General features: G+C 42.8%; 11 protein-coding genes and 1 pseudogene. 5 read left to right on the top strand and 7 right to left on the bottom strand.

Going from position 1 to position 12376, the window contains the following annotated elements; all coding sequences use genetic code 11:
* Positions 1 to 44 precede the first annotated feature (44 nt).
* Positions 45 to 572 carry a shikimate kinase gene (locus tag NQ546_RS03450; RefSeq protein ID WP_004291989.1) on the bottom strand — a complete coding sequence of 176 codons (528 nt, stop codon included), beginning with the start codon at positions 570 to 572 and terminating at the stop codon, positions 45 to 47.
* A 139-nt stretch (positions 573 to 711) separates the two neighbouring features.
* Positions 712 to 1314, bottom strand: a complete 603-nt coding sequence (locus NQ546_RS03445) for a nitroreductase family protein (RefSeq protein WP_029429338.1) — start codon at positions 1312 to 1314, stop codon at positions 712 to 714.
* A gap of 103 nt (positions 1315 to 1417) precedes the next feature.
* On the opposite strand from NQ546_RS03445, the gene NQ546_RS03440 reads away from it, so the two are divergent.
* Positions 1418 to 2062, top strand: coding sequence for a ribonuclease H1 domain-containing protein (locus NQ546_RS03440; protein WP_004291987.1), 645 nt, complete (start codon positions 1418 to 1420; stop codon positions 2060 to 2062).
* A gap of 343 nt (positions 2063 to 2405) precedes the next feature.
* Here NQ546_RS03440 and NQ546_RS03435 read toward each other — a convergent pair whose 3' ends face one another.
* The gene (locus tag NQ546_RS03435; RefSeq protein WP_004291986.1) at positions 2406 to 4244 is read right to left on the bottom strand and encodes an ABC transporter ATP-binding protein; all 1839 of its coding nucleotides are present in this window, start codon (positions 4242 to 4244) and stop codon (positions 2406 to 2408) included.
* Positions 4245 to 4448: 204 nt separating this feature from the next.
* Between NQ546_RS03435 and glf the strand changes: the two genes are divergently transcribed.
* Positions 4449 to 5552 carry a UDP-galactopyranose mutase gene (glf, locus tag NQ546_RS03430; RefSeq protein WP_004291985.1) on the top strand — a complete coding sequence of 368 codons (1104 nt, stop codon included), beginning with the start codon at positions 4449 to 4451 and terminating at the stop codon, positions 5550 to 5552.
* A gap of 12 nt (positions 5553 to 5564) precedes the next feature.
* Here glf and NQ546_RS03425 read toward each other — a convergent pair whose 3' ends face one another.
* From NQ546_RS03425 to NQ546_RS03410, 4 genes are all read right to left on the bottom strand, one after another.
* A complete protein-coding gene (locus NQ546_RS03425; protein WP_004291984.1) occupies positions 5565 to 6389 on the bottom strand; it encodes a glycosyltransferase family 2 protein in 825 nt (274 codons plus the stop codon).
* A 214-nt stretch (positions 6390 to 6603) separates the two neighbouring features.
* Positions 6604 to 7515, bottom strand: coding sequence for a glycosyltransferase family 2 protein (locus tag NQ546_RS03420; RefSeq protein WP_004291983.1), 912 nt, complete (start codon positions 7513 to 7515; stop codon positions 6604 to 6606).
* Positions 7512 to 8438, bottom strand: a complete 927-nt coding sequence (locus tag NQ546_RS03415) for a glycosyltransferase family 8 protein (RefSeq protein ID WP_004291982.1) — start codon at positions 8436 to 8438, stop codon at positions 7512 to 7514. Before NQ546_RS03415 ends, NQ546_RS03420 begins: the two co-directional genes overlap by 4 nt.
* 14 nt (positions 8439 to 8452) lie before the next feature.
* The gene (locus NQ546_RS03410; protein WP_004291981.1) at positions 8453 to 9466 is read right to left on the bottom strand and encodes a glycosyl transferase family 90; all 1014 of its coding nucleotides are present in this window, start codon (positions 9464 to 9466) and stop codon (positions 8453 to 8455) included.
* A gap of 253 nt (positions 9467 to 9719) precedes the next feature.
* Between NQ546_RS03410 and NQ546_RS03405 the strand changes: the two genes are divergently transcribed.
* From NQ546_RS03405 to NQ546_RS03395, 3 genes and pseudogenes are all read left to right on the top strand, one after another.
* Positions 9720 to 10565 carry an alpha-1,2-fucosyltransferase gene (locus tag NQ546_RS03405; RefSeq protein ID WP_004291980.1) on the top strand — a complete coding sequence of 282 codons (846 nt, stop codon included), beginning with the start codon at positions 9720 to 9722 and terminating at the stop codon, positions 10563 to 10565.
* Between the two features lie 14 nt (positions 10566 to 10579).
* Positions 10580 to 11494: a glycosyltransferase family 2 protein gene (locus tag NQ546_RS03400; RefSeq protein ID WP_004291979.1), complete on the top strand. Its 915-nt coding sequence runs from the start codon at positions 10580 to 10582 to the stop codon at positions 11492 to 11494.
* Positions 11494 to 12374, top strand: a pseudogene (locus NQ546_RS03395) (beta-1,6-N-acetylglucosaminyltransferase). The gene NQ546_RS03400 and the pseudogene NQ546_RS03395 overlap by 1 nt, the downstream one beginning before the upstream one ends.
* Positions 12375 to 12376 lie beyond the last annotated feature (2 nt).

Below are 12376 nucleotides of genomic sequence, written 5' to 3'. Positions count from 1 at the left end.
GAACATCCTGCCTTTTCGAGTGAAAAACACACGTTTACAAGGAATTAAACATTCAATAGAGCACGCAACTCCTGCACAGACCCGGCTATCTGGCGCCTGCTTTCCAGCCTTCCGGCATCAAAACGGTAACGGGCCTGCGAATAAAAAGGAGCCCGTTTGTCCAGCGCCTCCACAATGAAGGAACGCAATTCCTCATCGGTCTTTCCTTGCAGGATAGGGCGTTGCCGGGTTGCCACCCGCAGGCGGTTGAACAATATATCAGGGTGCACGTCAAGGAAAACGGTTTGCCCATGCCGGTTCATGTAATCCATATTGTCAAAAAAACAAGGAGTGCCGCCGCCTGTGGAAACAATGACATCCTCAAACTCGGACACCTCGTGCAGCATACTCCGTTCCAGTTCACGAAAAGAGGCCTCTCCCCGCTCTGCGAACAATTCACGAATAGATTTGTGAAAACGTTCTTCTATGTACCAGTCCAAATCGATAAAAGGTACATTCAGTTCGCGGGCAAAAGCCTTTCCCAAAGTAGTTTTACCGGCTCCCATGTAGCCGGTCAAAAAGATACGTATCATAATTGCTTACCGTTTGCAGGCAAAGATAAGCAAACTGAGAGCAGAATAAAATGAACTTGTTCATTTTTTATGCCAAAGTGCAGCTTATCTTCGCTTTTCAAGCAAAGATAAGCAATTCCATAGTGAGACTACCCCACTATCAGCGGAAAATTTTAATCCGTTCGCTCAATTCCCCGAATTCCTTTTCTCCGGGTTCGGCAGTCGGTGTGCCAAAAGGCATTTCGGCTATCAGCATCCAGCTTCCGGGCAAATTCCAAGTGCGGCGCACCTCCTCATCAATCAGCGGGTTATAGTGCTGCAACGAAGCTCCCAGGCCGGCATCTTCGAGCATCGTCCAAATGGCAAACTGATGCATGGCCGATGTGTGCTGCGACCAGGTTGGGAAGTTCTCGGCGTAAGAGGGAAAAGCCTCTTGCAAATTCTTTACAACCGCAGTGTCTTCAAAATAGAGCACAGTGCCATGCCCGGCGGCAAAGCATCCGTCAATTTTGGCTTCCGTCTTTGCAAAAGCATCGGACGGGATGCGCTGTTTCAGGGTACTTTTCACAATATCCCACAATTTCTTATGCTCATCGCCCAGCAACAACACAATTCTGGTTGACTGCGAATTAAAAGCCGACGGCACGTTCTTCACTGCCGTACGGACAATATGCACCACCTCCTCGTCCAAAACGGGAGAGTCACTGCCGATGGAGTAATAACTACGCCGGTGTTCCAGCGCTTCTGCAAAGGTTCTTTTCATATATTTCTCTTTCATTATTGTTTTTATCCTATTGTAGAAATAACAAGTGAAAGAAACAAGTTGTTCGATTTTGCGGAATATATTTGTACCTTTGCCGCAAGTTATGAAAAAAGAGAAATTCTACGTTGTATGGGCCGGCGGCACTCCGGGCATTTATACCTCCTGGACCGACTGCCAGCTGCAGACCAAAGGCTACGAAGGAGCGAAATACAAATCGTTCGACACGCGCGAAGAAGCGGAAAAAGCCTTTGCCTCATCACCGTACGACTACATCAAGCGTAACGCATCCACCGGCAACAAAAAACCCGGACAGTCTCACGACGCAGATGCTCCCTACCCGACCGCAGTCCTCGAAAACAGTCTTGCCGTAGATGCCGCATGCAGCGGAAATCCCGGTGCAATGGAATACCGGGGGGTGCACGTCGCCAGCCGCCAGCAGGTCTTCCACTTCGGCCCCATGTACGGCACCAATAACATCGGAGAGTTTCTTGCCATTGTCCATGGCCTTGCCCTGCTGAAGCAGAAAGGCTTTGATATGCCCATTTACAGCGACAGCGCCAATGCCATCAACTGGGTGAAACAGAAGAAATGTAAGACCAAACTGCCCCGCGACCCCAAGACCGAAGAACTTTTCCAACTGATAGAGCGTGCCGAGAAATGGCTGCGCGAAAACACCTATTCCACACCCATACTCAAATGGGAAACCCGGCAATGGGGAGAAATCCCCGCAGACTTCGGAAGAAAATAACATAGAAAGACTCTTCCCTCCCCCCTTCTTCTTACCCGATATTAATGTGCATGCGCAGGTAGGTTTCAGCACACTGATAATCAATGCGTTTGAAGTTTATTATTGTTTACTTGGAATAAACTGCCGGTTTAATACCAATAAACTGTCAATTTAATACTAATAAACTTCCGGTTTAATACTAATAAATCGGAAGTTTATTCCAAGTAAACCAACGGTGAACTACATGGTACCGGACACTGTCGTCACTGTTGTCAACACACCCTCTATCCCCTTCCGGCAAAGGGATAGGCATCATCGGTGACGAGTGACGAGAAAAACATAAAAAAACCGACAAGCGGCAGCCTTATCCCAAAGACTGCATGTCGTTCAGCTTCTTGTAGTAGCCATTCTTGGCGAGAAGTTCCTCGTGCTTGCCGCGTTCCACAATTTCTCCCTCATAGAGCACGCAGATCTCATCCGCATTCTTAATCGTGGAAAGACGGTGCGCAATGGCAATGGTAGTGCGGGTTTTCATCAAGCGCTCCAAAGCCTCTTGCACCAAGCGCTCCGACTCCGTATCCAGCGCAGAAGTGGCCTCATCCAGAATCAGTATAGGCGGGTTTTTGAGAATGGCGCGTGCAATGCTGATACGTTGGCGCTGTCCGCCGGAGAGCTTACCGCCGCGATCGCCGATATTGGTGTCGTACCCTTTCTCGGTGTCCATGATGAAATCGTGCGCATTGGCTATTTTGGCAGCTTCGACAACCTGCTCCATGGTGGCATTCTCCACGCCGAAAGCGATGTTGTTGAAGAACGTATCATTGAAGAGAATAGCCTCCTGATTGACGTTTCCAATCAGCCCGCGCAAATCAGAGATACGCATTTCCTTGATGTTCAGCCCGTCTATCCTTATTTCGCCTGACTGCACATCATGGTAACGGGGCAGCAAATCGACCAACGTCGATTTGCCGGAACCGGATTGCCCCACCAGTGCAATGGTCTTGCCCTTGGGCACAGTCAGATTGATATGCTTCAACACCTGGCGCGAACCGTCGTAGCTAAAACTGATGTCCTTGAATTCCACTTTGTCTTTCAGTGAAGAAAGCGGCTTCGGCCGGGCAGGCTCCTTAATGGGATTCTCCGCGAAAAGTATCTTGTCGATGCGTTCCATAGACGCAAGCCCTTTGGGTATGTTGTATCCGGCTTTGGAGAATTCCTTCAACGGGTTGATAACGCTGTACAGTATCACCAAATAATAGATGAACGAAGGAGCGTCAATCGTCGAACTGTTGCTGAGGATCAGCGTACCGCCGAACCACAGCACGATAACGATGACACATGTACCCAGAAATTCGCTCATGGGATGCGCCAATGCCTGACGGGTAGCCACCCGGTTGATGGCGTCGCGGTACTCGTTGCTGCACTTATTGAAACGCTCCATCATTTTGTTTTCGGCAATAAAGGCTTTGATGATGCGCAGCCCGCCCAACGTCTCTTCCAGTTGCGACATGGTGTCACTCCACTTTGCCTGCGCATCCAGCGACTGCCGTTTCAGTTTCTTGCCCACCGTCCCCATTATCCAGCCCATGCCCGGAAGCACCAGCAATGTGAACAATGTCAACTGCCAACTGATGGCTATCAACGTTCCAAAATAAGCTATAATCAGTATCGGGTTCTTTATCAGCATGTCCAGCGAACTGGTTACGGACGTTTCCACCTCGGTCACATCACCGCTCATGCGGGCAATGATGTCGCCCTTCCGCTCTTCGGAGAAGAAACTCAAAGGAAGATGCAACACCTTGTTATATACCTGCGCGCGGATATCACGAACCACCCCCGTACGGAGGGGAATCATCACCGCCGAAGAAGCAAAATAGGAAAAGGCTTTCAGCAGAGTCATCACCGCCAGAAAGACACCCAGAATCAGCAACGTCAGCGAACCGCCCTGCGAGGCTATCAGCTCGGTGACGTAGTAGTAGAAGTTATTGACCGCTATATCTTTCAGGTTAACGCCTACCGCATCCCAAGGAATGAACTCGTAGGTCTTGGTATCCATCTTGAAAAGTATCTGGAGAATAGGAATAATCAACGCAAAAGAAAATATATTCAGAATTGCCGATAACAGGTTCAGGAACAGTGCTCCTATCAGATATTTCTTATAAGGCGGAACAAAACGCCGCAAAAGTCGGAGGAATTCTTTCATTCGGTCAAGCAGTTAATTCATTACGTTTGTACTGGGGGCAAAGATAGGGATAAAAAATTATCTATAAACGTGTTTTAACCAATATTCAAGAACATATAGCCATAACAGCTTCAGAATCGCGAAAAATGAAAACCTGACTATATTATAACTTCTTACCTTTTTTATTATAACTTTGTGGCCTATACCAAACTAATTCAAAGAAGGATGAAACCATACGATTACCTGATTGTCGGCAGCGGCCTGTTCGGAGCCGTATTCGCTCACGAAGCCCATAAAGCCGGTAGAAAATGCCTTGTGATAGAAAAGCGTACTCACACCGGTGGTAATATCTACTGTGAAGAAGTAGACGGAATCAATGTGCACAAATACGGTGCCCACATTTTCCATACAGACAATAAAGAAGTGTGGAACTATGTCAACCGCCTTGTTGAATTCAACAGATATACCAACTCACCGATTGCCAATTATAAGGGGAAACTGTATAATCTTCCTTTCAACATGAACACTTTCTATCAGCTGTGGGGAGTGCGCACCCCGGCAGAAGCCAAAGCAAAGATACAAGAACAGTGCAAGGAATATGCCCACATCACCTGTCCGCAGAATTTGGAAGAACAAGCATTGAAACTTTGCGGAGAGGATATTTACCGGCAACTGATAAAAGGATATACGGAGAAGCAATGGGGACGTTCTGCCACAGAGTTACCGGCATTTATCATCAAACGCATCCCTTTCCGCTTCATCTTTGATAATAATTACTTTAACGATCCGTATCAGGGTATTCCTGTCGGTGGTTACAACCGCTTAATCGATGCCTTGCTGGAAGGTATCGAAGTCCGCACCGGCATCGACTATATGGAACACCGTAAGGAACTGGACCCTTTGGCAGAGAAGGTGCTCTACACCGGTTGCATTGACGAGTATTTCAATTATGCGTGCGGTCATCTGGAGTACCGCAGTCTACGATTTGAACACAAGCGCCTGGCAGATGTAGAAGACTTTCAGGGCAATGCTGTCGTAAACTATACCGATCGTGAAACTCCTTACACCCGTATTATCGAACACAAGCATTTTGAGTTCGGCAAACAGCCCTCCACCGTAATCACTTATGAATATCCTGATGATTTCGAGCCGGGAAAAGAGCCTTATTATCCGGTAAACGATGAGAATAATACCCGGATTTTCAACCAATATCAAAGGCTGTCCCAGCAACAGGAGAAAGTTTTATTCGGCGGCAGATTGGCACAATATACGTATGCGGATATGGATGATACGGTGGCAGCGGCGCTAAAGTTGTGGAAGGAGGAGTAATATTTCCCCAAACTACTTCCTTCCTCCAAAAATGTAATGAAAGAAATCCACAGGAATCACCTTTAAAAGATTACGCAGCATTTTAAGGTCACGTTTCCATTTTTTCTCTTTCGTCAAAGCATACAGTATACGCTGTTCAAATTTGGAAGCACCAAGCAACGCATCTACAACGAGTGGAGTAAACAAAGCATGCAACACCTGGGAACGTTCTTTATTTTGCAATTCTTGATATCCTGCATTGGATGATACCCCTTCTGTGTTGAAGTCAGACACAATAAAATCCAATTGTTTATAAGTACGATTTCTCAATAGTAATTCATAGACCATTTCTTCCCAATCAGCAACAATCTTAAGTTCTTCATTATAGGGTCTTTCTTTCAACAACTGAGTACGAATAAATGTAGAAGGATGATAGAGTGCTTTTTGGGCCAAAAAATAGGCTGTCACGCGTTTTGGTGAATAATTTATCCAACACTTTCTTTTATTAAATCTTTGTAGGTGCCCTGAATAAAAATCAGCACCGGACAAATTATCACAGACTCGCCCCAAAACATCTGCATCATGAAACGTATCTCCGGAATTAAGAAAAAGACAGTACTTCCCAGAGGCACACTTGATGCCTTTATTCATTGCATGATAAATACCACGATCTTTTTCACTAATCAAATGAGAAATATACGAAGAAAAACTCTGAATAATCTCCAAACTTCCATCCGTAGATCCCCCATCTACAACAATAAGCTCATAATCTTTACAAGTTTGTTTAATGATAGAGGATAAAGTCATCCTATATCCATACTCATTATTAAGCCCAATAGTAATAATACTAACTGTCATAAGGTATATTATGTTCTAATTTGATTGTCGCAAATACATATATTGTACACTAAGCATACAATGTTCTTATCCCCATTTCTATTTTTCAACTAAATTTACAATTATTCCGAATTTAATAGATTTCATTACCGGGAAGTCTATATATAGAATATGTTACATTTCTCCAACATTATAAAGAACAAAATGTCCCGGATAGATTAGAACATGATCTTTTTTACCTCACACTCATAAGAAATAGCCAAAGCTTCCAATAAGGATAATGTAAAGGAGAGTAATGAATCTTTCGAATATCCTTTAGCAAATCCTCTACAAACAAAGAGGCTTGCAGTTCTTTAACCATACCATTTTCTTGTGCCCGACGCAACAAACGGCGCAACATCCTTAACCTCCGATAAATCATTACAGGCATATAAAATAAATGTTCCGCTTCAGGAATAGCCCGTAATCGTTCCTGATGGAAAAAATATTCATAATCAGCGCTAGGTTCGAAAATATGCGTAATATTGGTACCATGCTGCATATAATTGTAGATGCTATCTCCACCTACCAAAATTACAGGTTTGGCAGATGCAAAAGACAAACGTATATTCATAAGCATATCTTCCCCCATGACAATCTCCGGTGGACTCTGTAATGTATGTTCATCAAACAAAATACGCCGGAATAACTTTCCGCATGCTGCCGAAATATTATGCCGTCCTTCAATCAACAGTTTCCTATAATGGACAGGAGAAAGTTTTTTTCGCCCCCAAAGTCTTTTTTTCCGAAAGAAGCCGATTACTATATCTGTATTTTGAGAAGTAGCTTGAAACAAACGCCGCAAAGCATCTGCCGGCATCGTATCATCAGAGTCAACAAAGAGTATCCACTCCCCAGAAGCTTGTTCCACCCCCCTCCGACGTGCATAAGCAGCTCCGCCGTTTTTCACATGTAACACTCGTATACGTGAATCTTCCTTTTGCAATTCATCACAAAGAATTTCAGTGCCATCCGTACTTCCATCATCAACTATACATAATTCAAAATCTCTATACGTCTGTTCCAACAAACTCTTCACACAAGCAGCCAACAGTTCTTTTCTATTATAAACAGGAACGATCACAGATATTTTATTCTTCATATTCATCGCTCATCTGTTAATAACATATATTTAGGCTTTCTAAATCTAAAAGCATAAGGTAACCGTTTCATACACCATTGAACACGTTTCTTCAAAGAAGATAGAGGCCGCTGCCCTTGCCATGGTGTCATATCCAAATATTTATAATATTCACTTCGCAGCGGATGCATACTATCATAATTCCAAGGTTTCTTATTAGTATAGTGCAAAATCACCGGATGCAACAGTTCCTCTCTAAAGTTGTTCCAATCAGCTACTTTTTTGTCTATACCATAACGATAGAACCCATCTTGCATATTCCACTTCAAAGGAACAAATACTTTATCTTTATGCAAAACGACATTCAACAAATCCTGATCATTGAAAAGAATACGTTCCGGATATGTCTGAAAATATTCAACACACTGTTTGTCCACCTTATGTTCCCGCCAATAATCTAAGTTGATAAGGAGCACACCGGCATTAAAATAAGAATACGATCGGTCGTAATGAAGCCGTTCATAACGTTCGTCTTCGTCCTTACCAATATCTTCAATACAAGCTGCACCACAGCCGGACAAATCTGTATTCCAAAATTCCGAAATATCCCCCAAAACCACAATATCACAATCCAAATAGAGAACCTTTTCCACATCATCAGGCAGAATGGCCGAAAACATACAACGATAGTAAGTTGCCATAGAAATACGTTTGCCGAATTTCTTTATAGCAAAGCAACTCAATAAATCTTCAGGAGGGAAATAGAAACGGATGTCATTTCCGTAAGAAGCCACTAAGTTCCGCAAAATCTGTTGATTTTCCTCGGAAAGAGATGGGGCTACAATGTGTACACAGATATCAGCACTTTTATTATTCTCAAACAAAGAAACTAATGTAACAGCACAATGCTGCATAAAGTTAGCATCTATATTACAAGCTATATGAATCATAAAGATTTGATTTATTATTGTTTTTGACCTGTCATCTGAAAATATTTATCCATCACCAGCAATGAAATCAGACGCTCGCGTTCAGTATCGAAAAATTGTGCTACATATTCATGAGCATGCCGGATAATCAGTTCTGCTTCTGCCGGATGATTAATATAATAAGTCAGTTTTTCTTCTAAGTTGGAAAGATCGTCCTTAATCTCTATATAATGATAATCAGGTATTAATTTCCCTTCCATAAACCAAGTCTCACAGGTGGGACGAGTCATTACAGCAATAGAGTTGGATGACATTACCCACTTTAAATTAGAAGCGACATCATTACCCTCAAGTGCCATAATAAACTTGTAGTCAAGATGCTCACGAATTGTTTTTTTTGGAGTCATCCAAGCGTCGGGATAACCTTCATTCCTACCCACTACACCACAATCGCAAAGAGAAGATCCGAAGTACATATGAAGAAATTTCTCACGAATACGGCTCAACCGAATCTTGCCGCGAAATATAGCTTGGTCACGTTTTTGTGAAAAAGGAACAGGATCGTTTAGAAATATAAAATGCCGTAATTTATCCAACTTCAACACTACGGAATAGGCATTATCCTCCTTCAACAAACGACTTTTTACTATTGAAGGGTATTGGGGGGTAAAATATACGTCTCCCGGAATATAACTTATACGTAAATTCTGATTAAACCAACAGGTTACATCCTTCAAATCAAAATAATATGCTTTGTGAAAAGTAGAAGGGCGAAAGTTTCTTATCTTATCCAAATATACATAATAGCTATGCTTATGCTCATGCAAAACCTGTTCCGGCAATACTACCGGATGTTGCAACTTGTTGTAATAGTTCACCCGTTCATGAATGTAATCTTTGTCAGACCGCATTTCTACTTGCTCCAAACAGCTCTTTCTCCGCATACTGAAAAAACAATCGGGTATACACCGCTTCAGATACCCCTTTAGGAAAAAGAATGCCTTTGATGGTTTACCGCTACGAAGCTTATACAACAGACTATCACTCATTTAATATTGTTTTATAGGCAATAAATAGTGTTTTTTAAACGTTCGTTTAAAAAACACAAAGATAGGAGTAATTTCTTATCTAAAAAATATTGTTACTCGTTTTTTTCATATTCATCGCCAAAAACGTATTAACCTGATAATATCATTTTTTTGAATAGTCATAAATATAGACAAACGATCTTCCTGTGAAAAAGTTCTGAGAGGTGTTTTTTAAACGAACGTTTAAAAAACACTATTCCTTAAAAACAGACATATGAGACTGATTAAAATGACAGGCGGCCTGGGCAACCAAATGTTTATCTACGCTTTCTATCTACGAATGAAAAAACGTCATACAAATACTCGGATCGATTTGTCCGACATGATGCATTACAACGTCCACCATGGTTATGAAATGCACCGCGTGTTCAATCTTCCCAAAACAGAATTCTGTATCAACCAACCTTTGAAAAAGGTTATAGAATTTCTTTTCTTCAAGAAAATCTATGAACGCAAACAAGACCCATCAAGTCTCCTCCCATTCGATAAAAAATACTTATGGCCTTTGCTATACTTTAAAGGATTCTATCAGTCGGAAAGGTTCTTTGCCGATATGGAAAATGACATACGTATAGCCTTTACATTCAACTCAGACCTGTTCAATGAGAAGACCCAAGCAATGCTAACGCAAATAAAGCATAACGAGCATGCCGTTTCACTACATATCCGCCGGGGAGATTATTTAGAACCCAAACATTGGAAAACAACAGGCAGTGTGTGCCAACTGCCCTATTACCTCAATGCTATTACCGAAATGAACAAACGGATAGAGCAGCCTTCCTATTATGTTTTTTCGGATGACATAGCCTGGGTAAAGGAAAACCTACCGTTGCCACAGGCCGTCTTCATTGATTGGAATAAAGGTGCAGAAAGCTGGCAGGACATGATGCTGATGAGCCATTGCCGCCACCACATCATTTGCAACAGTACGTTTAGCTGGTGGGGGGCATGGTTGAACCCCAGAGAGAATAAGACGGTAATTATGCCCGAACGTTGGTTTCAACATTGTGATACGCCCAACATCTATCCTGACGGTTGGATAAAAGTACCCGTTAACTGATTACATACATCGCGATGATAAATACTTACCTTATAAAGAAAATAAGTTTAGCCCTTGTGGAATGTTTCAAAACATTCCGCAAAGCCCCTCCTTCACAATTAATAATGACCCTATTGGTGAAAAACGAAGAAAGCATGCTGGAGGAAAACCTATTGTTCCACAAAGCAATGGGTGTGGACAGCTTTATCATTACAGACAATAATTCCACCGACTCTACTCCCGAGATTATCCGAAAATATAAACAGAAAGGATGGATAAAGGAAGTCATTGAGGAGAAAGCAACCGACTATGAACAAAAAGAATGGGTAGACCGGATGATATGGAAAGCCAAAACCATCTACAAAGCCGACTGGATCATCAATGCCGATGCCGATGAGTTGTGGTACTCTCCCTCCGGCAATCTCAAAACAGACCTGTCGGCCACCCATGCCAACGTATTGAATTGCGAAATGAGAAGCGTTTATCCGGAAGAGAACCGACCTTTCTGGCAGTGGGATAAAGTTGTGAAACCTGTCAGTGAACCGGAACGCTACGATTTGTCTACCTATTCCATATTCGAACGGCAGAACAAAAAAGTCATCCATCGAAGCGCCGGCTATCTGCAAATCTCTATGGGAAACCATAAAGTGACCATGCTTCCCCAACTATCCACAGACAGTGGCATACGCATATATCATTACAACATACGCGGGAAACAACAATTCCTGGAAAAGATGATAAATGGAGGCAGGCAGCTGGAGCAGCATAAAGGCAGACATGGAGGTCGCCATTGGAGATACTTCTACAAATTATACAAAGAAGGGAAACTCGAAGCGGAGTATGACCGGGTTATCGGGACATCCTTTTATAAAGCATTGTGTGAGAAGCAGTTTATTATTCCGGACACAACCATTCCGGATGTCTTTAAAGAACTAAACATACACCAATGATGAAACATGCCTTTCTGATTATCGCCCACAACGAATATCCGATACTCGAAGTATTGCTTTCTATGTTAGACGACGAACGCAATGACATCTATCTGCATATCGACAAACGAGCAGTGGGCCTATATCAAAAAATTAAAGGATTCAAGATAAAGAAAGCCGGTTTCTATCTCATTGAAAAAACATGAAAGTGTATTGGGGAGACATCAGCTTAGTAAAGGTGGAATATCTCCTGTTCGAGACTGCTCTGAAAAACGGACCTTATGCCTATTATCACTTACTGTCAGGAGCAGACCTTCCTATCAAGAGCCAAGACTACATTCATGAATTCTTTCATAAAAATTCAGGAAAGGAGTTCGTCGGCTTCTGGCAAGATGCAGCCCACCAACGGGATTTGGAACGCAAAGTATCCCGATATTATTTTTTCACACAAAGACTGAAAGACAAAGGAAACATGCTGCATGGAATCACCGCATTTCTCCGGAACACAGTTTTAGCCCTTCATAAAATAAGCAACTACCGCAGAAAGACAACATTTGAGTTTAAAAAAGGAGGACAATGGGTGAGTGTCACTGAAAATGCCGTCAGCTATCTGCTGCAGTACAAGGACATTATATTGAAGCGGATGAGATACACGCTTTGCCCGGACGAAATATTTATTCAAACCCTCCTGTGGAACTCTCCTTTCCGAGAAAAGATGTACTGCATACATGATGCCAGCACAGGCTGCATGCGTGACATTGACTGGGAACATGGAAATCCCTACGTATGGCAGAATGCCGATTATAAAAGACTTGCCGACTCCAACAAGATTTTCGCCCGGAAGTTTCACTCCAAACAAATGAAGGTGGTCCACGAAATACAGAAATCATATTCAAAATAACG

Source organism: Bacteroides eggerthii (assembly GCF_025146565.1).
GTDB classification, from domain to species: domain Bacteria; phylum Bacteroidota; class Bacteroidia; order Bacteroidales; family Bacteroidaceae; genus Bacteroides; species Bacteroides eggerthii.
The sequence above is the reverse complement of the archived record's forward strand: the minus strand, read 5'-3'. Positions and strand labels throughout refer to the sequence as shown.